A 26,009-nucleotide genomic window follows, 5' to 3' on the forward strand; every position below is an offset into this window, starting at 1 on the left:
TAAAAACTGTAATATTAATATCTTGCATATCCGGGCGAAAGTCAAATGCTATTAAATGGAATAAAATACCTGTTTGCCAGAAAGAAAATCCCTGCACTGGGAACTGCATACTTTTGCTGCATTTTCTTTAATCCAGCCGTTGCGGTTAGAATCATGAATGAAAAAGAGATAACTGATGAAAATGTCCATAAAGATTTGCCCTTCTATGTACCGGAGCTGGTCAAATTGAAAGTTTGTCTTAGAAGCATAGCCTTCCAGAAAGGTATGCCGAAGTTCACTTGGCAGCATAGAGGACGCACTGCCGAGATCAAACAGATAATATCCGTAACCGGAGAATCCGAAATCGATGTAACAAGGACCCTCAGGAGCGACAATAATATTTCCAAGCTGAACATCGGCATGGATGATCCCCCACTCCTGCTGGTCATCCAATTCACGGAGTTGTCCTTTTACACAGTCCAGAACCTCTCGAATGATCCCATAATGCTCCTCACTATACAGGCCGGCTTCAACACCATATTGCAGCTCCTTGATAGCGCTGTCTATCCGCTCAGCACCGTATACAGGCCTGCTCAGTTCAGGATGTACCGACTCGCGTGAAAACCTGTGAAGCTCCGCCAGCCGCTCGCCCAGTGCAAAAACAATCTGCGGGGCATTTTCTTCCTCCAGGGTAAGAACATTACCTTCAATCCACTCCAGCAGAGTTGCATAGCAATCACCAAGCTCACTTCCGGTATAGGCTGTTACAAACTGCCCCAGGCGGCCCGCGACCGGTTTCTGCACAGGCAAAAGGTTGCTATGGTCTAAGCCCAGAAGGATGTACATCTCGGACTCCAATCCTTCAAGCGTATGCTGTATACCGAACAGGCCCGCTGTTGCCGGTTTGTGAATACGGAGCAGGTAGGTCTTATTGCTGTCTTTATCCTTTACCTTAAACGTAATATTCTCATTATGTCTTATGAATTCTATTTCCGGGTCAGTTATTGAATATAGTAAAAGTACTTCAGCCGCATGATGGTTCATGTCATTGACAATGGCGAATTCCATGATAAATCCCTCATCCCTGAATTTTCCTTTTAATATATCATGTAATGTTTCGGTGTTATATGACCCTTTTCCCCACGAACCGGCCATCAGACGGAGTTCTCCCCAGTTCCCCATCTTTGATAAATCAGGGCTTCCAGGCTAACAGTGCTTTTACGGTATCCGTAAAGGCACTGACCTGAAAAGGTTTAGTAATGTAAGCAGCAAATCCTGTTTCCCGGGCCCGTTCAATATCTGTACGCAGGGCAAATGCACTGATTGCCACTACCGGTATATGCCGGGTATCCTCCCTTGCCTTTAACCATTCCAATGCCTCATATCCATTCAGGCCGGGTAAGCCGATATCGAGAATGATCAGATCCGGCAGCCGCCGGACTGCAATGTCCAGGCCCATCTCCGCCGTTTCAGCTTTCAGCAGCAATAAGGAGGGCAGATTTTTTTTGAAGATATGATGCATTAAGGCCATGTTAAGCTCATTATCTTCTACATACAGCACAGTCCGCTTGTATTCCTCCATCCGCCAAATCCCCCCCAAATGTTTACGATCCATGGAAAAAGAAAAAACCGAAGAAAGGGACCTTTCCCCCTTCTCCGGCTCATGTCCGGCTCATTCGCATGTCCGACTCATTTCCGCCTCATATATAGTTCGATGATCTGGTTTAAAGAAAAGTATATGCGATCACGCTTGTATCCTTATTGAAATCCCAATCCACATAAATGTCGGACAGCTCCTTGCCCAGCATTGGTGCAATTGTGGTGGTATCTTCGAGGTAGCGTTTTTCCATCTTGCGTTTCGTGGTTTTGAGCGTATTCTCATAGCCGAGGCCTATCAGTTCCTTCTCCAAAGGAATCAGGATGCCTTCGCGTTTGATGATCAGGGTACGGGGCCCCAGCCACCAGGAATCGGTAAACTCGGGTTCCTTCTGTACTTTTCTGCTCACTTCATTGATCTGGGCATGAACTTCATCCCGTCCGGCATACTCATCGACTGCTACTCCGTCGTTCTTCAGGAGGGCAACGATCATCCCAGACGCATTATGTATACCCCAATCATAAAAAATCTCGCCAACCTCAATCGACATATTGTCCTGCAGGTAAGCCGATAGCTCAGGAAGCAGTGACTTCATCAGAAGCTCACGTGTATAGCGGAACGCCTGCTCCTCTTCCTTATTCAGCAGAAATCTCTCTACAGGCCCGATAAAATTCCGGATATGCAGTGCGATGCATTGCTTCCCGATAGAAACATGTATAGACTCGGGGCCTTTCCCGAAACGTTCCCTAAGTAGTCTTCCTGTGTAACTGGAAAATTGGCTAGTAAGTTCTGTAGTACTCATTGGATTTCCTCCAGCAATGTATTCTTTTAAGTGCCTGGGGAGATACTCCGCCTGCCGGAGAAACGATTCGTACATCTTAGTATAATATCAACAGACAGCTTCGTACATAAAAAAATAAGCAGATCATTGACACGAACAATTAGATTGTATACAATCTAATTGTTTAATACATATAACGCGTATCGGAAGGATGAAGCTGCCAATGAGTGTCTATCCATATACAGCCCGCAACATTCGGGGTAAAGAAACCCCTCTTGAACAATACAAGGATAAAGTGCTGCTGATCGTAAACACAGCCAGTAAATGCGGGTTCACCCCGCAATATTCCGACCTGCAAAAGCTTTACGAGAAATTCCAGGATCAGGGTTTTCAAATTCTCGGGTTCCCCAGCGACCAGTTCGGTGAAGAACCCGGCTCTAATGAAGAAGTCGACGTGTTCTGCCAAATCAATTACGGTGTCACCTTCCCGCTCTTTGAGAAGATTGATGTCAAAGGGGAACATAAACATCCATTATTCGGCTATCTGACCGGCCAAGCGGGCTTTGCCGGCTTCGATCATAATCACACGGGCAGCAGACTGCTGCACATGATGCTGGAGGAGCGTGATCCTGCGTCTCTGGCTGACGATGAAGTGAAATGGAACTTCACCAAGTTCCTGATCGACCGTGAAGGCAATGTAGTGAAGCGTTTCGAGTCTTCTATTGATCCCCTCGATCTTGAGCCGGCTATTCAGGAATTGCTGTAAAGATCAAGAACTCAAGAGCAATTGTTGATTCCAAAATTTCCAAAAGAATTATACCGAGTGTCTGGAAGCCCAAATAAGGCTGAAGGATGCTTTTTTTATTTTTTTTGAGTGATTATATTATGACTTATGTTTTTGCAGATTTTTTCCATAGCCACAAAACACAAAACATAACAATTGCGCAGTGATAAAAGTCCTATGAATATATAAATTTCCCGAGAAATTTGTCGATATATGACTCATAAACATAATTTTTTTAAGTTCTAGGCCAGGAGGTTGTCTTATTGAGTAGCATTTCAGTCAAATGGGGAGCTGTTCTTATCGCTCTTAATACGTTATTCAGCACGGCGGCTTATGCGGATGCAGGCATAGCCGGACAAACAACAGGATTTACCGATCTCAAGCAATTGGATCCATCAAAGATCTCTGCCATTCTAGAAGCAGCCAACAAAGGATACCTGAGCGGTGATCCTAACGGGCAATTCCGGCCGAAAGCTACAATTACCCGGCAAGAACTGGCTGTCATTCTGAGCAAAGTCTTAAGCCTGGGCTCCGGCTCCGCCACCCCTTCCCTCTACTCGGATGTATCCGCCTCCAATTGGAGCGCCTCCGCCATAGAAGCAGTCAAACAAGCCGGGATCATGACCGGCGATGGCAGCGGACAGTTTAATCCTTATCGGCCTGTGACGAAGGAAGAGCTGGCAACGATTATGGTGAGAGCCATACATGGAAGCGGAGCGCGCAGTACATTGGCAGATCCGGCTGAAAACAGCACTGCAATCAGTTCATGGGCTAAAGCATCCCTTAACATTGCCACGCAGCTAAAGCTATCCGAATTATTCGAGGATCGCTCCAATCCTAAAGCTGCGGTTCAGCGGCAGGATATCGCCTCTCTCCTGCTCAATACATTTACCCAAACAGAGCAATCTGCAGTGATCACAAGTATAAATGGTGATTTTGTCACCATCGGTGATACTCCCTACCTGATCGAAGGCCAGCTTAAGGAGCTTATCGGAGATACCAACCGTGAAGCGCTTGAAGGTGCAGTACTCAAATTCAACTCACTAAATCGTCATTTAGATGGTTTGCAGGCGCTTGAAATTGTTAAAAAAGGGGTTCAGCTGCATACCTCCGCTCTTCCCTCCGGCACGCTGCTGGGCATTTCCGCGAATGATGTAACGATTGCAGGAAATGTTGCCGGCGAACTAAAACTGAATGAAGGCGTCTCCGCGATAAATCTTCAAGGAAACATCGGCCAGTTCATTGTTAACTCTTCCGCACCTGTTGTGATTAACGGCAGCGGTTCTCTGCAGCATTTCAAGGTTCTTGAAGGTGCAAAGATTACGATTAATCCAGCCCTATCTATTCAAGTGCTGCAGTTACCGGATAGCATACTCCCATCACAAATCATCCAGAATTATGCAGCTGTCCAGAGCAACATCAAACAAATACAGAATGCTTCTGGAAATTTTGTAAGTTACACACCTGCCCCCAGTGTCTCCACCGGTAATCAGCAGGCGGCGAATCAAGCGCCTATCCTGAAAAATACGATTTCCGCTCTTGCCAAGTCTGTGGTGGATGGCAATCAAACGGCAGACCTGAGCTCGGTCTTCGCCGATGAAGACGGCGACTTACTCTCCTTCTCAGCGGTTTCCTCCGACAGCGGTGTGGCTACCGTATCTGTTAGCGGCAGTACTCTGTCGATTATTCCGGTGAATGCTGGGACGACTACGATCACCGTAACCGCTAATGACGGCAACGGCGGGACGAAGGATACCAGCTTCACCGCGACCTTTACGGCTCCGCCTCCGGTGAACCATGTACCGACTGTGGCGAACAGTATTCCCGCCCTCGCTAAGTCTGTGGTGGATGGCACTCAAACGGCAGACCTGAGCTCGGTCTTCGCCGATGAAGACGGCGACACGCTCTCCTTCTCAGCGGTTTCCTCCGACAGCGGTGTGGCCACCGTATCTGTTAGCGGCAGTACTCTGTCGATTATTCCGGTGAATGCTGGGACGACTACGATCACCGTAACCGCTAATGACGGCAACGGCGGGACGAAGGATACCAGCTTCACCGCGACCTTTACAGCTCCGCCTCCGGTAAACCATGTACCGACTGTGGCGAACAGTATTCCCGCCCTCGCTAAGTCTGTGGTGGATGGCACTCAAACGGCAGACCTGAGCTCGGTCTTCGCCGATGAAGACGGCGACACGCTCTCCTTCTCAGCGGTTTCCTCCGACAGCGGTGTGGCCACCGTATCCGTTAGCGGCAGTACTCTGTCGATAACACCAGTTGGTGCGGGTACGACGACCATCACCGTAACCGCTAATGACGGCAACGGTGGAACGAAGGATACCAGCTTCACCGCGACCTTTACGGCTCCGGCTCCGGTGAACCATGTACCGACTGTGGCGAACAGTATTCCCGTCCTTGCTAAGTCTGTGGTGGATGGCACGCAAACGGCAGACCTGAGCTCGGTCTTCGCCGATCAAGACGGCGACACGCTCTCCTTCTCGGCGGTTTCCTCCGACAGCGGTGTGGCCACCGTATCCGTTAGCGGCAGTACTCTGTCGATAACACCAGTTGGTGCGGGTACAACGACCATCACTGTTACCGCTAATGACGGCAACGGCGGGACGAAGGATACCAGCTTCACCGCGACCTTTACGGCAGCCGCGCCTGCGGCTACAAGTGTATTCTTCTCGGAAACTATTTTTGGTAATGAGTATCTGCAGGCCATTGAGCTCTTCAATCCTACCGGTGAGATTATCGATGGTTCCAAGCTGCGGATTGAACGTTCAGACGGCGGGGACTCCACTGTGCTGAGTAGTGCATTACTCAATCCTAACCAGGCTTTTGTTATCATGGAATCTTTCTATGAGGGTGATGTACCTAGCGACTATTACTCCACGATGCTGTTCTTCCTGGATGATAGTGCGCCGGTTACCTTGTACCTGTATTACGATAATGAATTGATTGATGTGGCTGTAATCAGTCCGTACCAGTCCCTTGCGCGGAAATCCGGCACTGTCATCGGCTCCTCTACCTATGAGGCCAGCGACTGGGCCGATGAAGGGACAGATTATACCGCTGATCTGGGAAGCTACAACGCAGACTAATCTTTATTTCTTTATATTTGACCAGGAGGCGCTCTCTGATGACCATGAATAAGTTTCAAAAAATAGCTCTGTCTTCCCTGCTCGCCGCGGCGCTGCCTCTTTCAAGCGCCGCAGCCGCGGCAGGTCCTGTCCTGACCTCTGACTCTTCCAGCAAACTCACCGTTCTAAAGGATACCTCTTTGATTAAGAGCTCACTGCTTGAATCCGTGAACCGTGCCGTAGAGCTTGGTCTGATGGGCGGCTACAGCGATGGCAAATTCCATCCCGCAGATATCGTCAGCAGGCAGGAGCTGGCCGCCATTCTCTTCCGGACACTTGAGCTTATGCCAACCGCCGCCAAGAGCGCATATACAGACGTCAAAACTGCCAGCTGGAGCAGCAGCTCCATTAACGCGATTACAGCGGCAGGAATTATGTCGGGTGACGGAACCGGAAAGTTCTGGCCGAAGGCGCCGATTACCCGCCAGGAATCAGCAGCGATGCTGGTGCGGGCTTCCGGGCAGGAAATCATCCCCGAAACTGCCGATTTCACAGCGCCTGCAGACTGGAGCAGTGTGGCTGAATGGGCCAAGCCGTATGTACGTACTGCCATTGTTAAGGGGTATATGCCGCTTGAAGACGGTAAATTTTCACCGAAAGCAGGGGTACAGCGCCAGGAGATGGCCGGACTGCTTATTGCAACCTTTTTCTCCGGTACAACGATGGAAAATCTGCAAAGTGTGAGCAGCGGCAGCGCAACAATAAGCGGCGTGAAATTTGCCTTATCCGGCTCATCCGCGAGCCTTATGAATCCCGCCAATCAGGATATTCTGAACAAGGCCGAGGTTTCCTTTACTTCTTCCGGCAGAACCATCCAGTCTCTGAACACACTGTATCTGAACAGCAGCGGCAAAGAACCGGCCGTAGGGCAGGAGGAATTCAGCGGCAATCTCGTGCTGGACGGACAGGGCGCAACACTGGACGGAAATTTGGAGATCCGCGGCGATTACCTGTCGATCCGCAATCTGACCGTACGCGGTGACCTGATCGTTACTCCGAAGCTGCTGCATGATTTCAAAGCCACAAATGTAAAAGTACTCGGTAAAACAGAGGTGTTTGGCGGTGACAGCAATACTGTTATTTTTGAAAACTCTACCCTGAGCACTGTAGATGTTAACAAAACGGGGGTCCATCTTGAAACTACAGGCAGCACCACGGCCGGACAAGTCACGGTTTCATCGGATGCAACGATCAGCGCAAATGCGGCAACACCGCTCAGCAATATCGTTGTTAACGGGAGTGCCAGCCAAGTTGCCATTAACGGTTCAGTCGCTAACGTAACAGTAACGGGTAATCAGTCTCTCAGCTTGACCGGTAATGCTGTAATTTCTAATCTGAACGTTCAAAGTTCCGGGACTGTTGCTTTGAACAGTACCGGAACGGTGCAGAATCTGCAGGTATCCGGCGGTGCCAATGTTGCTATAAACAGCACTACCGTTCTATCAACATCAGCTGCGGCTTCGTCCACTATTACAACCGGCTCTTCTCCTGTAGTAAATACGGCACCGAAAGTCGTTGCGCCGGTTGCAGACCGTATCCTGACACTCGGTACGAGTGAAGTCATTGATATTGCCGGAGTATTCAAAGATGATGAACAGAGCCAGCTGAAACTAACAGCCGTCTCAGGAAGCTCTACCGTTGTCAAAGCTGTCTTAACCGGCACCCAGTTGACACTCACTCCATTAAAAGCCGGCAGCAATATCACAATCTTGATGTCAGCTGATGACCAGAACGGGAAGAAAACGAATTCCAGCTTCAAAATTAGTGTAAACACTCCGCCGGCCGCAACCTCCGCTGTCGCAGATCAGCTGGTAGTGCTTGGTGCCGCTGCGCGCGAAATTGATTTAAGCAGCTGGTTCAGCGACGCTGATTCAGACAGCCTGATTTACGAGGCGGTAAGCAGCGATCCTGTAATCGCTACGGCTCAACTCTCAGGTCATACGCTTACTGTAACAGGTCAGACGGCTGGAGCCGCCAAGGTCAAGCTCATTGCCAAAGACGGACGCGGCGGCACTGCCGAGTCCGAAATCACCGTAACCGTCAATAAAAATCCCGCGGCAGGCAATATGGAAGATCAGCTGCTGCCGGTTAATGGAATTCCGGTCGAGTTCCCGCTGGATCAATTATTCTCCGATGATGACCTTGATCCGCTTACCTTCACTTCACTTTCCAGTGATCCAGCCAGCGTCGGGGCTGCAGTATACGGTGATAAGCTGATTCTTACACCGCAGGTCCATGGCCATGCAACGGTTACAGTAAGTGTAGAAGACGGACGCGGCGGCTCAAGCCAGGTCACCTTTGCCGTCAATGTCAATACGATTCCGCAAGTATCAGCTATCCCGGACAGATCCATGAAAGGTGCAGATGAACCCTATACAATCCTGCTCTCTGATTATTTCAGTGACGCAGACAGTGATAATCTGACTTTTTCGGTACAATCGAGCAGCCCTGCAGTGGCCGAAGCCGAAGTGGCCGGCGATATATTGAAGCTGTTACCTGCCGGGCATGGAATAACAACAATCTCAGTGGTAGCCAATGATGGTTATGCGGGGATCGTCTCTGCCAGCTTTGAGCTTACAGTGAATGACACGCCTGGAACGGGGACAACACCGCTTGGTAATCAAATGCTGCAGGAGAACGGCGATACGCTGACTGTCGATCTCAGTACTGCTTTCGCTGACCCGGAGGGCGACGATCTCACTTATACCGTTAACAGTTCTGACAACGGCCTTGCTGCTGTTTCCATAACCGGACATACCCTAAGCGTGACGCCAAAGTCTCACGGAACCGCAACGGTTACAGTGACGGCAAAAGACAGCTACGGAGCTACTGCACAGCAATCTTTTACCGCTGTAATCAATGCCAAACCTGTTGCTGCTGCTATTGCCGCCCAATCTCTGCCGCATTACGGGCTTCCACAGGAACTTGAGTTGTCGTCCTATTTCAATGACCCTGACGGAGATGTCCTTGTGTACTCCGCAACCTCTGCGGATACTGCGACAGCCGAAGCCGCAGTAACCGGCAGCAAACTGACTTTAACGCCAAAATCTCCAGGAACCACCAAGGTTACTGTCCAGGCGCATGACGGTAAAGGCGGGATCACAGAATATACCTTTGATGTAACCGTGCTGCGCAATCAGGCTCCGGTCTTCGCAGGTGTAAGCAAACAAATTCTGCAGGAGAACGGCAGCACTGTTGATCTCGAGCTGTCTGCTATATTCAGTGATCCCGAACAGGATGTCATTGCGTACAGCGTCCAGTCGGAAGACACCAGCATTGTGGCTACCTTGCTTACCGGCACCAAGCTTACCCTGACGCCCAAAGCAAGCGGCTTAGTTAAGGTTCAAGTGAAAGCCAGTGACGATAAAGGCAATGACACTACACAAGATATCGAAGCACTTGTAAATGCGGCTCCGCTTGCCGCTGCGGGAAGTCTCCCCGATCTGGATCTGCAGGAGGACGGCAGCCCGCTGGATATAGATCTGCTGCCGGTATTCACTGATCCGGAAGCCGGGCCTCTAACGTATACTGCTGAATCAGGCGACCCTGCCAAAACAGCAGTTTCGGTAACAGGCAGTACGCTTACGATAAGTCCAAAAGCATATGGATCTCCGGTCATCCAGGTCACTGCCAGCGATGCCGACGGAGGCAAGACCAAAGTATCCTTTACCGTCCATGTCAACGCCGCACCAAAGGCAGTGGGGGACAAGCTTACCGATACAACGCTCTATACGGGCAGTCCGGCAACCGAAATTGACCTCAGCACCGCATTCACCGATGCAGATGGAGACACGCTCAGCTTCAGCGCCAGCACAGATGCCGGCAGCACCGTGAATGCAGCAGTTACAGGGAAAATGTTGAAGCTGACGCCAGCGGCTCAAGGAACCGCCGTAATTACCGTAACGGCCCAGGATCAGCGCGGCGGCCAAGTCACAGTCTCGTTCACCGTGACCGTGTCCTCCAAGCCGAATACCGCACCGGAAGCAGTAAGTGCAATTTCACCGCAGATCCTAACGCCTGGCGTCACCAATACGCGGACTTACGACCTGTCCCAGCTCTTTGAAGATGCTGATAATGACACCCTGACCTATACAGCCGTCATTGATTCCGCAGCAGCCGGAGCAGTCAGCGTTTCAGGAAATATGTTGTCATTGTCGCCGGCAGCCGGCTCCTCCGCCAGCGGAATAGTAACCGTTACTGCTTCAGACGGCAAGGGTGGTACAGCAGCTTACAGCTTTGCATTAACGACTGCCCAGCTTGTCAGCAACGGACTCGTACCTATCAACACCAAGCAGGGCGTACAGTCGCTATCTTATGATATTTCGAAGCTGTTCCCCGGCCAGACATCCTTCAAAGTGTATATGGGTACCGCTGACAGTACATTCACCGGTCCGACACCATTGAATGGCACCATCTGGACTGGTACTCCGATGCCGGGCTATGTGTGGATCGTCGGCGCTGACGGGCGTGCGATTGTATTGTCCATTACAGTCTCCCCGCAGGGGTCCGGCGAGCTCTTTTTCTCGGAGTATCTGGATGGCGGAGACGGTAGAATAGCCGTGGAGCTGTATTACAAAAACACAGGTACTCCAATTGCGAGTCCGCAAGGATACACCATTGAAGTGTACCGTTATATGAAGAATACCCAGACCATTACAAGCACGTCCCAGACCATTAATACGCAATGGCCTACTATGTCACCTTATCTTTTCATCAACGACATTTTTTACGATGCGTTCGATATCATGAATATCTGGTACTACAATGACGAGCTTTCGCTATACAATCCATCCAGTTATGACGTCGTAGCCATCGTTCTCAAAAAGAACGGCCAGATCGTGGATATGCTTGGCAATCCAGCATCCAATCAGAAGTTCCTGTCATCCGGCGGTACGATTATCCGCAAACCCGGCATTTATACCGGCTCCGGGCAGTTCTCGCTGGAGGGCGAATGGAATGTGTTCCCTAAAGGAACCTACCAGTATTTCGGAACGCATTCCCTCTAAAACAAACTGATGCTTCCTGCCTGAACAAAAGAACCCATCTTCCACGATTGTGGAGGATGGGTTCTTTGCTTTCCAATGAAGGCATCCCTGCGGCTGTACTTATTTGCCCCGGTATGTCTCCGTAAACACTTCAAAAAAAGGTGTCGTGTCCCGCTCCGCCATTGTATCCGGCGCTCCCGGGCTCCAGCCGATCTCCTCCCGCCAGCTGCCGAGCAGCCCCGAGGCAATCAGCTCCTGTTCATCAACATGAACCGATACCTCGCCTTGGGGTGCTACGTAGAGCGCATCCACCGGGCAATACGCTTCGCACATGAAGCAGGTCTGGCAATCTTCCTGGCGGGCGATGACGGCAAGCTTGCCCTGCATATCAAATACATTCGTCGGGCACACCTTCACACATAGCCGGCAGCCGATGCAGCGGTCTCCGCTGACCAGTTCGATCATATGACCCGCTCCTCTCTCGGCACCTGCAGCTCATGGGCATGTGGCACCTTTTCGGTAGTGATGCTGATCCGGTCAATGCCGGACAGAATCAGCCGGTGGGTCTGGCGCGGGTCCAGCGCCGGGTATTCTGCCAGCTGCTGAAGGCCCCGGCTCTCCTTGCGGGCCAGCGCGGCGGTGTAGATCCAGCGGCCGGCCTGAAGCATGGCCGCTGCTTCACGGGACTGCACGATGCCCTGCACCGTGGCCGGAGGCCGGCCGGCAAGATAGGGCATCAGGTTATCCAGCCGCTTCAAGGCTGCGGCCACCACCGGCTCGCTGCGGAAATAGTTGATCCGCAGCGGCAGGATCTCCTGCTGGACCGCCGCGATCAGCGGCTTCGCGTCCAGCGGCTCCCGTGCATCGGCGCCAGCCGTAAGCCCCAAGCGGCCTGCCGCGCGGAGCTGACGGCTGTCCGCCCGGCGCGGCTGCGCCAGCGCGTGCCGCGCCGCTCCCCGGCCGGCCCAGCTTCCGCTGCAGATGGCCCAGGAAGCGTTGTAGGCCCCGCCGCCGGAGATGGCGCCGGTGATCTTCTCGCGGGATGCGGCATCTCCGGCCGCATACAGGCCCGGCACCGTCGTCTCGCAGGCGGTGCCGGTCAGGCGCAGGCCGCCCGTGCCGCGCATCGTGCCTTCATAGCGGAGCGTAAGCGGGAATTTATCCTGGAACGGATCAATCCCCGCCCGCTCCAGCGGCATGAAGAAGATCGGGTGGGCGCGGCGCAGGAATTCGCGCTTCTCCACCGTATCTGCCAGGTCCAGCCTCGCATAGACCGGCCCTTTCAGCATCAGTTCGGGAATGCTGCCGAAGGTGCGGTCGCCCCGGTGCAGCGGATTACCTGCCGCATCATACAGTGTCGCCCAGGCCAGCATCCGCCCGCGCGTCACCGTACCGTCTGCAAAGCTTGGCGCATATTGCCGGGTGAACTCCATCCCCGACAACTCCGCTCCTGCTTCGGCTGACATCAGCAGGCCTTCACCGGTGAGCACGTTGCAGCCCAGCCCTTTGCTGAGGAAGGCGCAGCCTCCGGTAGCTATCACCACCGCGTTCGCCCTCACCTCCCAGGCTTCCCCGGTCAGGCGGTTGATTCCCCGGGCACCCCCGACGCCGTGTTCATCATGTAGCAGTTCCAGCGCCGGGGACTGGTCCCAGATCTTCACTCCCGCCTTGCGCACGACACGCCGCATCAGCTTCATATATTCCGGGCCATGCAGATGAGTGCGCAGCGGATTGCCATCCTGATCCTTCGGAAAAGGATACCCCCACTCCTCGACCTGGGCCAGATTCTGCTCCACTTGATCGAGTACGCGGTGAATCCAGGCATTCTCTGACAGGTAACCGCCTGCCCGGAGCCTGGACTCCACCGCCGCATCGCGCAGCTCAGCTACCGGCGGAATGACCAGCAGGGTTGTGCCGCCCGGAGCGGTAGCACCGCTTGTTCCCAGGTATCCTTTGTCGGCTAGAATCACCTGTGCTCCCTGAGAGGCTGCATTCCATGCCGCCCATGCTCCTGCCGGGCCACCGCCCAGCACAAGCACATCCGTTGTAATTTGCTGCTGTTGCGGCATTTCATTACCTCCCAAACTGTTGATTAACCCTATAAAATAGTTGATAAGATCGTCTGCCCGGTACAAATTGGTTTACTGCAAGTTCCAGAACGAGCCCGCTGCTTGGAAACGTTTAATTTGGCAGTACGCAGGCATAGTAGCGGGAATTTCTCCATCTAACTTCTTCTGGGCAAGACGAAGACAGACTCTAGCGGGATTTTCTCCATTTATTTTCCCGCGTATGGGTCAAAATCAGCGTTTCCGGGAGTTTAGTGGGGGTTTTTCCCGCTAAACTCCGATTTTCAGCAAATCCAGATGAATTAGCGGGAGTTTTCCCCACTTTACTTACTTAAGCCCCTATTGCACAACCTCACATCTCAGCCCAGCTGTTCATGCAGAAATTCAAGTGTCACAGCTACGGCCTCATTTAGTTCCGCGGTGGAGCCTTCATACGGATCTGCCGTGTTGAAGGTGTGGTCCGCCCCTTTCACTGAATAGTAACGGTGCTGCGGCGCCTGCTCCCGGAAACGGGCATTCTGCTGCAGCAGCGAATCCCGGTCCTGATCGCCCTGGATGATCAGGACTGCGGCGGATAAGGAGCTTAGCGCGTTCTCCAGGTCGAAACGCGCCTTGTTCTGCAGCTGGTCCTGCTGCTGGACCTGTTCCGGCAGCGTCAGCTCAGCGTAGCCGTCCGCAGATGTCCGGGCCGGCGGGGAGCCGCCGTTCCAGACCACGAGCGCCTGCACCTCCGGATGTTCGGCGGCGAACACGATATTACCGCCGCCCGCGCGGCTGTGCCCGAGAATCGCCAGCCGCGCAGGGTCAGCCCGCTCCGCCAGCGGGAGTCTGCCGTCCTGCAGGCTGCGCAGCACCTCCTGCAGATCATCCAGCTCCCGGCTAAGTGTAGCTGCTTCCGCTGCTCCCCGCTCGGTAATTCCGGCACTACTACGGGCAGCGATGCGCGAAAAGTTGAAGCTGACGGTATAGAAGCCGCTCTCTGCCAGCCTGCCGGAGACCTCCGGCCAGAAGGCCCAATCCTTATGGCCTCTGAAGCCGTGGCTGAGCAGCACCACCGGTGCCGGGCCTGCACCCGGAGGAAGCCTTACCTCACCTTCAAGATAGAGCCCATCCTCCAGCGGCAGTCTGAATCTTTGCACAATTAATGTCTCCTGCCCCATAAGTTCATCCCTCCGCTTAATTGCTTATTGCAGCTGCCAGTCGCTGATATTGAAATCTTTTTTGGCCAGCTTTTCTTCTACCAGGAAGTTCTTCGTGCCCTCCAGCAGCTTCGTGCCTTCTTCAGTGAAGGCTGTGTCCTTGATATCACTGATCGGATTCACCTGCTTCGCCAGCTCCGGCGTCGTATCGCCAATTTCAGCAAGGAAGGCATAATATTCATCTTCATGCTGCTTCAGATCAGCCAGCGCCTTCTCGCGCGCCTCATTCCACACCTTCGGGAAATCCGGGAACTTCGCCAGATATTCCTCCGAAACAACGGTAGCGCTGGAACCCAGCAGATCAGGGTGGCTCGAAGCATCATCCAGATGGGTATAGCCTTGTTCAATCAGCTTCAATGCCGGAACACCCAGATTGGTTGTCGCGTCCACATCTCCGCGGGCCAGAGCCGCTGTTGCATCAGGAATCAGCATATGGACCAGCTTATAGTCGGTGACACCTTCCTGCTTGAGCAACCCGACCACGTAGCGGTGCATGAAAGAGCCCTTTTGAATGGCGATCGTTTTGCCCTGCAGGTCCTTCACCGTCTGGGGTCCATTCTTCTTGCCGATCAGATAGCCGACGGTGTGGGCCGAGGATTGCGAAATCAGGCGCGTCTTCGCACCAGATGCGTAAGCGATAATGGCGGGCGTATCCCCAAGGCTGCCGAAATCCAGCCTGCCGCTAATGAGCGATTCCGTCTGGTCGGGGCCATTCGGGAAGCCGGTCAGCTTCACTTCGGTAATACCGTATTTTTTGAGTTCCTCTTGAATGATGCCCTTATATAAACCCCAGCCCTCTGCACCACCCGGCAGATTCAGCTTGTTGGAGCCGATGAAGCCGAAGTTCAGTACAGCCGGAACATTGCTGGCTGCTTCGCTGCCCGCTGCCTCCGCAGTGTTGTTGCTGCCTCCCGCTGCAGAAGAAGCCCCATTGCCGGAACCTCCATTATTGCCGCAAGCCTGAAGCACCAGCATGATCATGACCACACTGGCAAGCAGTGCCAGGCGAATCCCTTTTTTTCGTCCACCTTGAATCTCTCTGTACGTTTTCATTACTCTTCTCCCCCTTAGTTTCTGTTGGATGATTGGCCTTGCTTGTATGTTGTTCCGCCCAGTTGGTTCCGCCAGGTTCCTAGAACCCGGCTCTGGCCGCCAATTTGTACATAAAGTCGTGACTTGCCACCGGCTGTCTGCCTTTGCCCCAGCCTACCTTCTCCCTGTATCCGCCGAGCAGTCCCTGCTGCTCCAGTACCTCCTCGGTCACACCGGTCACACCTTCAGAATCCGGCGCGACATACAGGGCATCCACCGGACAATACAGCTCGCACATGAAGCAGGTCTGGCAGTCGCTCTGCCGGGCGATGACGGGAATTCCGCCCTCCACCCGGTCAAACACATTCGTCGGGCAGACGGATACACACTGATTGCACTCTACACACCTGGCAGCGCTGATGACTTCAATCACAACAATACACTCTCCTTCGCAACCTCTTCTGTCTTCACCCATACCTGATCCAGTCCGCCGCTGATCAGGCGGTGATGCTGGCCGTGATCTGTTTCTTTGTAATCCTCGCGTTTATGCATGCCCCGGGTCTCCGTGCGAGCCAGTGCAGAACTGTACATCCAGCGGGCGGTCGCTGTCATGGCTTCCGCTTCGCGGGCTTTAACCCCCTCCGGCGTACGCTGGATTTCCCGGCTGCGCTGTTCCTTCCACAATCCGTCCAGGCGGTCCAGCGAAGAAGTCAGTCCCTGTTCTGTGCGGAACAGATTGATGTCGTATGGCTTGACTTCGGCCTGCACGGCGGAGACGAACTCTGCTGTACGCGCCGCCGTTCCCGCTTTCACTTCCTGATTGACCAGGGGCGAGGAAGATAGCCCCCTAGGTGCGCGGTCAGCGGCATGCCATCCAAGCTGGGCGGCATACCCGGCCGCGCCTTCTCCGGCGAAGGAGCCGGAGGACATCGCCCAGGCGGCATTATGGCTGCCGCCGCCGGTGAAGCCGCCGCAGATCAGCTCGCGGGTGGCTGCATCTCCTGCGGCGTACAGTCCCGGAACGCCGGTGCCGCAGGATTCATCCGTGATGCGGATACCTCCGGTCCCGCGGACCGTCCCTTCCAGCCGCAGCGTGACCGGAAAAGCATCCTTAAACGGATCGATGCCCCGGCGGTCAAACGGCAGGAAAAAGTTCGTCTGCGCCACGCGCAGCAGCGGTCTTAAATCCTCAGATGCGCCGTCCAGCTTGGCGTAGACCTGGCGGCCCGCCAGCAGATTGCGGGCAATGACCGAGCGGCCCTTCTTGGAACCGGCACCTTCTACCACGCTGCCGTCCTCATAATAGAAGCTGGCATAGCTGTAATAGGCTGTCTTCGTAACGGAGGAGAAGGTCGGGCAGATGGCGTAGGCATTGGAGAACTCCATGCCTGACAGGCTCGCCCCGGCTTCGGCGGCGAACAGATAACCGTCGCCGGTAAGAACGTTGCAGCCCAGCGCCTTGCTGAGGAAGGCGCAGCCGCCGGTGGCAATAACCACCGCTCCCGCCTGGACGCTCCAGGCCTCCCCGCTCTGGGTCTGTACGCCGGTTGCCCCGGCTACCCCGTGCTCATCAGCCAGCAGCTCCAGTGCCGGACTGTGATCCAGAATCTTCACGCCCGCCTTCTTGACCAGCTTCCGCATCAGCCGCATGTACTCCGGCCCCTGCAGGCTACGGCGGTACTGGTTGCCCGATTCATCCAGCGGAAACGGATACCCCGAGAGGCCTAAGCGGTTCATATTCTCATAGGTGCGGTCAAGCACCCGGTCCATCCAGCGGTGCTCCGCCAGCTTCCCGCCCATCGAATAGCGGCTGGCTTTCGCTTCCTCGCGCAGCTTGTCATCCGGCTGTACATACCAGACGCCTGTGCCGGATGGCGCAGTCGCCCCGCTGGAGCCGCAATAGCCTTTGTCGGCGAGGATAACCTTCGCCCCTTTAGCTACCGCGGTCAGCGCCGCCCACGTCCCTGCCGGGCCTCCACCGATTACCAGTACGTCTGCCTTCAGGTTCAGTGACCCGTTAAGTCCTACCGTATGATTCATTACCTTCAGCCCCCTTGGATTCTTAGCCCTGATAGCTGTCACGCCAGTGCAGGAATTTGCGTTCAATGATGCGGAACAGCGAATCGATCAGCTTACCGACAACTGCGAAAATAATAATGCCTACGAAGATGACCTCGGTATTGGAGTTCTGCTTCGCTTCATTGATCAGGAATCCCACCCCGGACTGCGAGCCGATCAGTTCGGCAACCACCAGTCCGATCCAGGCTACTGCCATGGATAGGCGCAGTCCCAGCAGAATACCGGGCAGCGCCGCCGGCAGAATCAGCCGCCGCAGCTTCTGCAGCGGACTGAAGCCGAGGACTCTGGCCACCTCAAACAGCTTGTTGTCCACGCCGCGGATGCCCATAAAAGTATTGATATAGAGCGGGAAAAAGGAGCCGCTCAGAATAATGACTACCTTCGACATTTCACCAAAGCCAAACCAGAGGATAATCAGCGGGGCAATCGCCAGATGGGGAACCAGCCGCAGCACCTGGACACTGGGATCGAGCAGGTACTCCGCTTTACGGAACAGCCCGGTAAGCACTCCGAACAGCAAGCCGAGCACTCCGCCAAGCAGAAATCCGATCCCCGCTCTGCCGATGCTTACGCCTAAGTGATGGGTAAGCTCCCCGCTGGCCGTCAGAGCGGCAAACGCCGAGAGGATCGACAGCGGTGTCGGCAGAAATTCCGGCGAGATCAGACCCGCACTTCCGGCAAGCTGCCATACGGCCAGCAGTGCAACCGGAATAATAGCCCCGGTTCCCCAATCTGACAGGAGGGATTTCAGCCGGATTTTCAAATGGATTGAAGATGTCTTTTTCACCTTGTTAGACGTATTTTTGGGAGCTGTGCCGCTGAAATCATGTGCTTCCCTTATTCCTTTGGCTGTCTTGATAATGATTTCTATCCCATCGCTCATGTTGTTATTTCCCTCCTATCCTTGATAGCTGTCCTGCCATCTCAGCAGCCGCCGTTCGATCAGACGGACAACGGTATCGCTCAGCAGTCCGGCTACGGCAAAAATGATAATTCCGACAAAAACCACAGGCGTATCAGCAAACTGGCGGGCGTCCGACATCATATAGCCGATGCCAGAGGTGGAAGCAATGAGCTCCGCCACTACCAGCCCCAGCCAGGATAGTCCGAGCGACAAACGCAGGCCGAGCATAATGTTCGGAACCGCAGCCGGCAGCACCAGCCGGAGAATCTGCTGCACCCGGCTGAAGCCAAGCACTCTGGATACTTCAAACAGCTTGTTGTCGGTACCGCGGATACCCATAAAGGTATTGATGTATACCGGAAAAAAAGCGCCTTTGGCGATCAGCAGCACTTTGGATTCCTCGCCGATCCCGAACCACAGGATGAACAGCGGCACCACCGCCAGGCTGGGAATCATCCGGATCATCTGCAGCGAGGGGTCCAGCAGCCGCTCCGACCGCTTGAACAGTCCGACCAGGATGCCGAACAGCAGGCCCAGCCCGCCGCCGAGCAGAAATCCGGATAAAGCCCGTGCTACACTGACTCTGAGATTGCTCCACAAATCCCCGTCCCTTGCCAGCGTGATAAAGGACTGGGCAATGGTATACGGTGTCGGGAACAGCATTTCCGAGATGATTCCGTAATGGCCAAGCAGCTGCCACAGGATCAGCAGGCTTCCCGGCAGCAGCAGTCCAAGTCCGGCAATGGCTGCTTTTCCGGGTTTTCCCGGTCTTTCGGCAGTACTGAGCGCCACAGCCCGGTTGCTCATATAAGCTCCCCCTTTGAATTTGATGATATTTTACAATTCACATAGACTAAGTCGGATATATGGCGAAGAAGGTCCCCAGCAGGTATCTAAATCCCCGCCCCGTCGGTCAATTCCAGCTCATCCACCTTTTCAAAATAATTCAGTACCCTAAGGCGCAGCTCCTGAAAAGAATTCGTCGTCTTTTTACGCGGGTACGGCAGATCTACCGGCACTATCTTCCGGATTTTGCCCGGTCTCGGCTCCAGAATGACTACCCGGTTACCCAGAAACACGGCCTCATCAATATCATGCGTAACAAAAATCATCGTCGTCTTATTCCTCCGCCAAATGTCCAGCAGTACGGTCTGCATGTGGGCTCTGGTGAATGCATCCAGTGCACCAAATGGCTCATCGAGCAGCAGGATTTTGGGATTACGCAGCAGCGCCCGGGCAATCGCTACCCGCTGGGCCATTCCACCTGACAGCTCGCGCGGATAGGATTTCTCGAAGCCGTTCAGCTTCACCAGCTCAATCAGCTCATCCACCTTCTGCCGGATATCCGGCCGGTTAAGCGGAAGATCCGAGGCGATGTTCTTCTCTACCGTCAGCCAGGGGAAGAGGCGGTGCTCCTGAAAAATAAATCCTTTGTCGATCCCGGGTCCGGCGATATTCGCACCTTCCAGCGTCACACGGCCGGAATAGCCGGTGTCCAGACCGGCCACTATGCGCAGCAGCGTGCTTTTACCGCAGCCGCTCGGGCCAATCACCGTGATGAATTCTCCCTCCTGCACCTCCAGATCCACCTCATGCAGAGCCTTTACCTGGCCTCCGGCGGTGTCAAAGCTTTTGTTCAGCTGTGTAATGGACAGCATTACCTCTCCCATACTTGCTCCTCCTTCGGCTGTGTGGGCTGACCTATAGAATTATCCAACCGGCTCTGAACGTGACTGCAGTGAATGTTTGGACTTCCGGCCGCTGTTATGTTTGGATTTCTTGAATAAACCGTTATTCACGGTTGAAATCCAAACATAAAGGCGGACGCTACCGCTCCTACAGTTCCAAACTTCACCTCCGCCACTTCAGCCATTTGGCAGCCCCATAGTTCAGCTAATATTTTTATTGTAAAAAAAAACAGAGGGACCTCGTGCTTGATAGCACGGGCACCTCTGTCTGAACAGTCGGCCGATGTAATTCATAGTAAATCAATTTGAATTTGTGAATTTAAAATATCATCTATCTGCAAGTCTGTCAACAAAAAGACACAATTTAATGCCAAATAATTAATCTGGTAAACTAATCCATTTTGAGAACCGCCGGCTCTTTAAATGCTGTAACCTTTCCCTTACTCTGTACGATAATCATCCCGTCCTCCAGCAGCGTTGGCCCGAAGACTCTACCGGACGTTTTGAGCTGCAGCACCTGTGCTCCTGTAAGCAGATTCACCGCCACCAGCTGACCGTCTGCACGGGCGATATACATACCGTGACCGAGCAGGTCAAAGCGGGCAATCGGGGTGCCTCCGTAATACGATACCCCATACCTGTTGGTTGTCTTGACGCCATATACTACTTCACCGTCGCTGAACAGCACTCTTCCGTCATAAGGGCCAGCGGCATACCTTAGGGAGCTTCCGCCGCCTGCAGCCGAATAGGTAATCTTGGCCGTCTTGGCCGGATCCGCATCTGCCGGATAACAGTAAACGGTGTTTCCATTATTGATGTACAGCTGATTGCCGCTGATCCAAGCTCGTCCGCCGCTGCTCAGTGCCTCATCCGGATTCATATTTCCGGGGTTGTACTCTACCGATTTCAGCACCTTGCCGGTCTTGGCATCCAGTGTATCTACCGTGGTCAGGGGCACCAGTTCTATGAGGTTGGCTGTCCGCTGAGAACGGAGGGTTCCGCTGCCAGCATCAATGGGCAGAGCGTGATTATCTGCTTCCCACAGCTGTTTGCCTGTCTTCCGGTCAAAGGCGTGCAGCAGCTCGTATGAATACGCCCCGGATACTGAGTCCTCAGCGAATATCAGATCGCCTTGAACCTGTACAGGCAAATACAGCTTCTCACTATAATTATCCTTCCATTGCAGTTTGCCGTCTTTCAGATTATAGACCTGAATATCACCGTTAACAGCAAAAAGCTGGTTCTGGTCGATCAGGAGCTGGTACGGAGCTTTACTCGGTACGGAAGAGCTCCAAATGTTTTTGCCTGTTGCTGCATTGATGGCATATATAGTTCCTGCCTGTGAGCTTGCGTAGATCAGGCCATCCTGATACAACAGCGGTGCTGTCAGCTTCGCCCCATATTTCCAGACTCTTTTGCCGTTCTGGGCATTCAGTGCGAGCAGCTGGCCCTGCTGAATGATGTAGACTTTGCCGCCTCCGGCCACAGCAGATCCCCGGCTCATCGCTGATTCATCACCCTGCAGATCCATCGTACTGGACCATAAGATTTTAGCTGCAGGAGCTGCAGGAGCATCACTCCCGAAATTATTGGCCACGTAAGAAGTACGCGGTTCAGATGCCGCAGATTGAGCCGTACCGGCAGCAGCCAGCAGACTTAATCCGATCACGGCAGCGAAGGCCCCGTTTTTGATATTTATTCTCCCCATTTGATGAATCCCTCCCGGAATTAATTTCCTTGTCCATCCTTAGAAGCCACAACGAGTATATACCCTGATTCGCAGCATATTCAATAATTTTCCATGCGTATCGGATTTTGCTGGATGAATAGTGCAAAAATCAATACACTATAAGAGACAGCAAAAAGAGAGAGCCTATGCGCCAATCCGTCAGGATAATACCGTTAATCCGCTTACAGGCTAAAACATTTACTCACATACTTACATTTTGTAAGTCATTATGTTATACTAATCCGAATCCTACTTACTGCGGACAAGCACCAGCACTCTAAATAGATTGAACTTGAAAATGTGAAAATCTATATAGATAACCAACATTCTGATGAATAAGGGGTCTGTACTTATGACTAACAACGTAAATAATGATAAACAGCCTGAATTTGAATTCGGCATTTATACACTGGGGGACATGGTGACCGACTGTCATACAGGCCAGCTGATCAGCCCGCAGCAGCGGCTTCAGGAGGTCATTGCTGCAGCTAAGCTCGCGGATGAGGCCGGACTTGATGTATTTGGCGTGGGTGAGCATCACCGGCTTGATTTTGTCATCTCTTCCATGCCGGTTGTGCTCGCTGCAATTGCCCAGGTGACCAAGCGGATTAAGCTGACCAGTGCAACTACGGTGCTTAGTACTTCCGATCCCGTACGGATATTCGAGGACTTCGCCACACTGGATCTGCTGTCGGGCGGACGGGCGGAGATTATAAACGGACGCGGTGCTTTTCTGGAATCCTTCCCGCTGTTCGGATACGAGCTGGAAGACTACAAGAAGCTGTTCGCTGAGAATCTTGAACTGCTGCTGGAGCTGAATCAGCATGAGGTGATGAACTGGAAGGGAACCTTCCGCTCACCGCTGATCAACGCTGAGATTGCTCCGCGTCCGCTGCAGCCGAAGCTACCTCTCTGGGTGGGCATCGGCGGTTCACCCGAAAGCGCCGAGCAGGCCGGTCGGCTCGGAATCGGCATGGCTATTGCTATTCTAAGCGGCAGCCCTGAACCGTTCCAGAATCTGGCCGTAACCTACCGCCGCAGCGGCGCCGCAGCCGGGCATTCCGCAGAGGACCTGAAGATCGCCATTACGAGCCACGGCTACATTGCGAAGACCTCACAGCAGGCGCTCGATGAATACTATCCTTACTATTACAGCTACCGTAACGCCATCAGCCCGCATCCCGGGCAGGAATACCGGGTTTCACGCAGTGATTTTGGCCGCTTCGTCTCCCCGGTCAATACGCTGGCTGTCGGCAGCCCCCAGCAGATCATCGAAAAAATTCTATACCAGCATGAGCTGTTCGGCCATAACCGTTTTATGACTCAGCTCGATATCGGCGGACTGCCTTACAGCAAGGTGGCTACCGCAATTGAACTGCTTGCTACGGAGGTTGCTCCGGTTGTGCGCCGGGAAATCGCCAAGAAGACTAGCGCAGGCACTTCGCAGGCCTAATCACTCAGTCAGGCTCTGCGCCTGTACTAAACCACACCAAAAAACGGCTGTGCTATCCCGCTTGGGACGGCACAGCCGTTTTTGCTGCAACCGGACTGTTAGTCTGCTAACGCATATACCCCTTCAGTTAGATGCCTGCGGCAGACCTTGAGCAAAGCCTGATAGCTGTCTTCAAAATCAAGCTGTCTGAGAATATTTAAGTACCCCTTTAACTCAGCCGCGCTGTCTTTCTGCTTCAGGCAGAGCAACGTCAGCTCGTAATAAATTAACGTCACAATTTTATCGTACAGCAGATGGGTTTTATCCGCTAACGGCAGCGCTTTTTCGAGAAACAGCAGGCTCTGTTCATAGTTATGCTCGTTCAGGCAAATGATCGAGATGTTCTGCAGGAGATGCTGCTGGACTGTTCTGCTCTCGGGAAAGGAATGGTATCTGTCAAATTCTTTCGCGCCTCTGAGGCCAAAAAAAATGGCATCACTGCTGCTTAGTGTGAACAAAAAATTGTTGAGCAGCTTGAACTCGTACAGATACCATTTATCCACACCAAGCAAATACGGCTTGATATACGCTGCAATCTCATTCAGCGCTGTAATTTCATCCGGATAATGATGCTGAATCAACACCCCCTGGCCGAGCAGATATAAATGGTAATAGGCCTCGGTCCGTGTGGATTCATACATTGACCGGCACTCCCGGCTGATCGCCTTGACCTTGCTGAAGTCGTAGCGGTTTCCCGCTTCTGTAAGCTCGAGATGCAGCATCCGCTTCACCTGCGGAGCATTGTCCTGATGCAGGAAAAGCAGCTCCTCAAACGACATTTCGAGCTTGTCCAGAAGCAGGATCAGCTTGTCGTAGCCGGGATAATACTTCACGCCTTCAAAGCGTGAGAGGTTGGAGCGGCTCATGATGCCTCCAGCCAGAAGCGACTGGTTTATTCCTTTCGATCTGCGGATCTGCCCTATCGTTTTACCCAGAATCATGACTTGTCCACCCCGTTTGCCCGTGTGAGTATATGGCACAATTTGTAAGCCTGTTTTTTATTGTATGCTACACTCGGCACAAAGAAAATGACAAATTCCGGGGGTAGACGGCAATGAATCTGCGTATAGCACCTCAGCTTAACCGAAAGGTCTGGAATATCCTGGCCGGCACTTTTTTTACGAGAACCGCCCTGTTCATGAGTGTTCCTTATTTATCGATCTTTCTGACCGGTCAAAAGCACATCCCGCTCCTGCTTACCAGCCTCATCCTCGCGGTCAATCCGCTGGCGGGTGTAGCCTTCAGCTGGCTTGGCGGTGCGCTTGCCGATAAACTTCCGCTCCACAAAATCATCCTGTATACTCCGCTTATCTGGGGGACCGTGTTTATTCTGTTCTATTTTGCCGACAGCTTCCTGGTCTTTCTGCTGCTGAACGCGCTGAACGGCCTGTGCTATTCACTCTTTGAACCGGCAAGCAAAAAGGTACTGTCCACAGAGTCTCTCCCGGAGCACCGGCTGCTCGTATTCAACCTGAGATACACGGCGATTAACCTGGGCTGCTTTGCCGGTCCTCTGCTCAGCCTGCTGTTCAATATGAAAATGACCCTGTTCCCTTATGTCATCCTAGGTATCATGTATATTCTATACGGGGCTTCAACGATGTTCTTCTTCCGCAAAACTTCTGCTAACAAGGAGAATACTCAGTCAAAATCCCCTCCTAGTCTCCCGGCCCTCTGGGCGATCCGCAAAGATCATGTATATCTGCTGCTGCTTGCGGGGATGAGCTTTTCCTACTTTGGCTATTCGCAGCTGAACGGAACTGTCTCCCAGTTTCTATCGAACACTGGCACCTTGGCAGACGGCACCCGGTTATACTCCATCCTGTTGTCGGTCAATGCCGTTGTTATTCTCACCACCCAGTTTGCCGTGCTCCGCCGGATCTCTACATGGAATCCGTTTACTGTGGTTCTGCTCAGCAATCTGCTGCTCGGCCTGAGTTTTCTGTTCTTTCTCTTCCCGGCCGCCTACCCTCCGCTGCTGTTATTCATTACAGTGTTCAGTCTCGGAGAGCTGCTGATCGGCGCGCGGTTCGATGCCCTGGTGGATGAACTATCCTCCGCAGACAATAAAGGGTTATATTTCGGCTGCGCGGAAATCGTGAAGCTGGGGACCATTAGCGGCCCTATCGCGGGAGGCGGTCTGCTGGGGATGTTCGGCTTCCAGGCTGCCTGGCCCGTGTTCGGACTCCTCAGCGGTATAACCCTGACAGGAGCCCTTCTGATCCGGGCGGCCAGAATAAAAGACAGGCTTGCTGCTCCCCGTCTCCCCAGCGATAAAAAAAGGCCCCCAGCAATGACTGGGGACCCCTATATCCGTTAGGCAAACGAAGGTTTGTTATTATCGACCTTCCCGCTGACGAGCTTCTTGTATTCGTCGTCTCCGCCTTCCAGAGAAGGCGCAATGTATACGTTGATGGACGAAGGCGACAGCTTGGTGGGCCTTCCGGTCCCCGCTTTCCGCTTCGTGCGGCCTTTGCCGCCTTCACTGCCGCTGCCGTTTGCGGTTCGGCGGACAGCACTGGATAAACTGACTGCATTCTTCATGTTCTTCATC

20 protein-coding genes are annotated in these 26,009 nt (G+C 53.3%); 5 read left to right on the forward strand and 15 right to left on the reverse strand.

The genetic code is table 11. The features are described 5' to 3' along the window. Positions 1 to 51 precede the first annotated feature (51 nt). The 3 genes from QU597_RS25055 to QU597_RS25065 all read right to left on the reverse strand — a co-directional run bounded on the left by QU597_RS25055 (position 52) and on the right by QU597_RS25065 (position 2,378). Positions 52 to 1,047: a phosphotransferase enzyme family protein gene (locus QU597_RS25055; protein ID WP_310830293.1), complete on the reverse strand. Its 996-nt coding sequence runs from the start codon at positions 1,045 to 1,047 to the stop codon at positions 52 to 54. A gap of 124 nt (positions 1,048 to 1,171) precedes the next feature. Next, positions 1,172 to 1,561, reverse strand: a complete 390-nt coding sequence (locus QU597_RS25060) for a response regulator (RefSeq protein WP_310830294.1) — start codon at positions 1,559 to 1,561, stop codon at positions 1,172 to 1,174. Between the two features lie 142 nt (positions 1,562 to 1,703). Next, entirely contained in the window at positions 1,704 to 2,378 is a 675-nt protein-coding gene (locus tag QU597_RS25065; protein WP_310830295.1) for a Na-translocating system protein MpsC family protein, read from the reverse strand. Positions 2,379 to 2,580: 202 nt separating this feature from the next. Here QU597_RS25065 and QU597_RS25070 point away from each other — a divergent pair, with 202 nt between their 5' ends. From QU597_RS25070 to QU597_RS25080, 3 genes are all read left to right on the forward strand, one after another. Beyond that, positions 2,581 to 3,123 carry a glutathione peroxidase gene (locus tag QU597_RS25070; RefSeq protein ID WP_310830296.1) on the forward strand — a complete coding sequence of 181 codons (543 nt, stop codon included), beginning with the start codon at positions 2,581 to 2,583 and terminating at the stop codon, positions 3,121 to 3,123. 281 nt (positions 3,124 to 3,404) lie between these two features. After that, positions 3,405 to 6,242 (forward strand): Ig-like domain-containing protein, encoded by a 2,838-nt coding sequence (locus QU597_RS25075; RefSeq protein WP_310830297.1) that lies wholly within the window; start codon positions 3,405 to 3,407, stop codon positions 6,240 to 6,242. Positions 6,243 to 6,280: 38 nt separating this feature from the next. Further along, positions 6,281 to 11,287, forward strand: coding sequence for an Ig-like domain-containing protein (locus QU597_RS25080; protein ID WP_310830298.1), 5,007 nt, complete (start codon positions 6,281 to 6,283; stop codon positions 11,285 to 11,287). Positions 11,288 to 11,386: 99 nt separating this feature from the next. Here QU597_RS25080 and QU597_RS25085 read toward each other — a convergent pair whose 3' ends face one another. The 10 genes from QU597_RS25085 to QU597_RS25130 form a co-directional block, all read right to left on the reverse strand. Then, positions 11,387 to 11,731, reverse strand: a complete 345-nt coding sequence (locus tag QU597_RS25085) for a 4Fe-4S binding protein (protein WP_310830299.1) — start codon at positions 11,729 to 11,731, stop codon at positions 11,387 to 11,389. After that, entirely contained in the window at positions 11,728 to 13,335 is a 1,608-nt protein-coding gene (locus QU597_RS25090) for an FAD-binding protein (RefSeq protein WP_310830300.1), read from the reverse strand. Before QU597_RS25090 ends, QU597_RS25085 begins: the two co-directional genes overlap by 4 nt. A 356-nt stretch (positions 13,336 to 13,691) precedes the next feature. Next, a complete protein-coding gene (locus QU597_RS25095; RefSeq protein ID WP_310830301.1) occupies positions 13,692 to 14,471 on the reverse strand; it encodes an alpha/beta hydrolase family protein in 780 nt (259 codons plus the stop codon). A 45-nt stretch (positions 14,472 to 14,516) separates the two neighbouring features. Then, a complete protein-coding gene (locus QU597_RS25100; protein WP_310830302.1) occupies positions 14,517 to 15,584 on the reverse strand; it encodes an ABC transporter substrate-binding protein in 1,068 nt (355 codons plus the stop codon). A 79-nt stretch (positions 15,585 to 15,663) separates the two neighbouring features. Further along, a complete protein-coding gene (locus tag QU597_RS25105; protein WP_310830303.1) occupies positions 15,664 to 15,996 on the reverse strand; it encodes a 4Fe-4S binding protein in 333 nt (110 codons plus the stop codon). After that, entirely contained in the window at positions 15,993 to 17,603 is a 1,611-nt protein-coding gene (locus QU597_RS25110) for an FAD-dependent oxidoreductase (protein WP_310830304.1), read from the reverse strand. Before QU597_RS25110 ends, QU597_RS25105 begins: the two co-directional genes overlap by 4 nt. A gap of 22 nt (positions 17,604 to 17,625) precedes the next feature. Then, complete coding sequence (locus QU597_RS25115; protein ID WP_310830305.1) at positions 17,626 to 18,525, reverse strand: ABC transporter permease; 900 nt, start codon at positions 18,523 to 18,525, stop codon at positions 17,626 to 17,628. 15 nt (positions 18,526 to 18,540) lie between these two features. Continuing rightward, a complete protein-coding gene (locus QU597_RS25120; protein WP_310830306.1) occupies positions 18,541 to 19,353 on the reverse strand; it encodes an ABC transporter permease in 813 nt (270 codons plus the stop codon). Between the two features lie 86 nt (positions 19,354 to 19,439). Then, positions 19,440 to 20,216: an ABC transporter ATP-binding protein gene (locus tag QU597_RS25125; protein ID WP_310830307.1), complete on the reverse strand. Its 777-nt coding sequence runs from the start codon at positions 20,214 to 20,216 to the stop codon at positions 19,440 to 19,442. 409 nt (positions 20,217 to 20,625) lie between these two features. Next, complete coding sequence (locus QU597_RS25130; protein WP_310830308.1) at positions 20,626 to 21,942, reverse strand: PQQ-like beta-propeller repeat protein; 1,317 nt, start codon at positions 21,940 to 21,942, stop codon at positions 20,626 to 20,628. Positions 21,943 to 22,315: 373 nt separating this feature from the next. On the opposite strand from QU597_RS25130, the gene QU597_RS25135 reads away from it, so the two are divergent. After that, complete coding sequence (locus tag QU597_RS25135) at positions 22,316 to 23,416, forward strand: LLM class flavin-dependent oxidoreductase (RefSeq protein WP_310830309.1); 1,101 nt, start codon at positions 22,316 to 22,318, stop codon at positions 23,414 to 23,416. A 98-nt stretch (positions 23,417 to 23,514) separates the two neighbouring features. On the opposite strand, the gene QU597_RS25140 is transcribed toward QU597_RS25135, so the two are convergent. Continuing rightward, complete coding sequence (locus tag QU597_RS25140; RefSeq protein ID WP_310830310.1) at positions 23,515 to 24,396, reverse strand: Rgg family transcriptional regulator; 882 nt, start codon at positions 24,394 to 24,396, stop codon at positions 23,515 to 23,517. 113 nt (positions 24,397 to 24,509) lie between these two features. Here QU597_RS25140 and QU597_RS25145 point away from each other — a divergent pair, with 113 nt between their 5' ends. Further along, positions 24,510 to 25,775 (forward strand): MFS transporter, encoded by a 1,266-nt coding sequence (locus QU597_RS25145; protein ID WP_310830311.1) that lies wholly within the window; start codon positions 24,510 to 24,512, stop codon positions 25,773 to 25,775. Here the strand turns inward: QU597_RS25145 and QU597_RS25150 are convergent. Further along, positions 25,772 to 26,008: a hypothetical protein gene (locus QU597_RS25150; protein ID WP_054943502.1), complete on the reverse strand. Its 237-nt coding sequence runs from the start codon at positions 26,006 to 26,008 to the stop codon at positions 25,772 to 25,774. The two genes, QU597_RS25145 and QU597_RS25150, sit on opposite strands and share 4 nt — an antisense overlap. Between the last annotated feature and the right edge of the window lies 1 nt (position 26,009).

It is taken from the genome of Paenibacillus pedocola, from assembly GCF_031599675.1.
Taxonomy (GTDB): domain Bacteria; phylum Bacillota; class Bacilli; order Paenibacillales; family Paenibacillaceae; genus Paenibacillus_AQ; species Paenibacillus_AQ pedocola.

Bases quoted from the DNA above. Each gene is read 5' to 3' on its own strand.
- QU597_RS25055 (WP_310830293.1), bottom strand. From the start codon at position 1,047: ATGGAATTCGCCATTGTCAATGACATGAACCATCATGCGGCTGAAGTA.
- QU597_RS25060 (WP_310830294.1), bottom strand. From the start codon at position 1,561: ATGGAGGAATACAAGCGGACTGTGCTGTATGTAGAAGATAATGAGCTT.
- QU597_RS25065 (WP_310830295.1), bottom strand. From the start codon at position 2,378: ATGAGTACTACAGAACTTACTAGCCAATTTTCCAGTTACACAGGAAGA.
- QU597_RS25070 (WP_310830296.1), top strand. From the start codon at position 2,581: ATGAGTGTCTATCCATATACAGCCCGCAACATTCGGGGTAAAGAAACC.
- QU597_RS25080 (WP_310830298.1), top strand. From the start codon at position 6,281: ATGACCATGAATAAGTTTCAAAAAATAGCTCTGTCTTCCCTGCTCGCC.
- QU597_RS25085 (WP_310830299.1), bottom strand. From the start codon at position 11,731: ATGATCGAACTGGTCAGCGGAGACCGCTGCATCGGCTGCCGGCTATGT.
- QU597_RS25090 (WP_310830300.1), bottom strand. From the start codon at position 13,335: ATGCCGCAACAGCAGCAAATTACAACGGATGTGCTTGTGCTGGGCGGT.
- QU597_RS25100 (WP_310830302.1), bottom strand. From the start codon at position 15,584: ATGAAAACGTACAGAGAGATTCAAGGTGGACGAAAAAAAGGGATTCGC.
- QU597_RS25110 (WP_310830304.1), bottom strand. From the start codon at position 17,603: ATGAATCATACGGTAGGACTTAACGGGTCACTGAACCTGAAGGCAGAC.
- QU597_RS25115 (WP_310830305.1), bottom strand. From the start codon at position 18,525: ATGAGCGATGGGATAGAAATCATTATCAAGACAGCCAAAGGAATAAGG.
- QU597_RS25120 (WP_310830306.1), bottom strand. From the start codon at position 19,353: ATGAGCAACCGGGCTGTGGCGCTCAGTACTGCCGAAAGACCGGGAAAA.
- QU597_RS25125 (WP_310830307.1), bottom strand. From the start codon at position 20,216: ATGGGAGAGGTAATGCTGTCCATTACACAGCTGAACAAAAGCTTTGAC.
- QU597_RS25130 (WP_310830308.1), bottom strand. From the start codon at position 21,942: ATGGGGAGAATAAATATCAAAAACGGGGCCTTCGCTGCCGTGATCGGA.
- QU597_RS25135 (WP_310830309.1), top strand. From the start codon at position 22,316: ATGACTAACAACGTAAATAATGATAAACAGCCTGAATTTGAATTCGGC.
- QU597_RS25140 (WP_310830310.1), bottom strand. From the start codon at position 24,396: ATGATTCTGGGTAAAACGATAGGGCAGATCCGCAGATCGAAAGGAATA.
- QU597_RS25145 (WP_310830311.1), top strand. From the start codon at position 24,510: ATGAATCTGCGTATAGCACCTCAGCTTAACCGAAAGGTCTGGAATATC.
- QU597_RS25150 (WP_054943502.1), bottom strand. From the start codon at position 26,008: ATGAAGAACATGAAGAATGCAGTCAGTTTATCCAGTGCTGTCCGCCGA.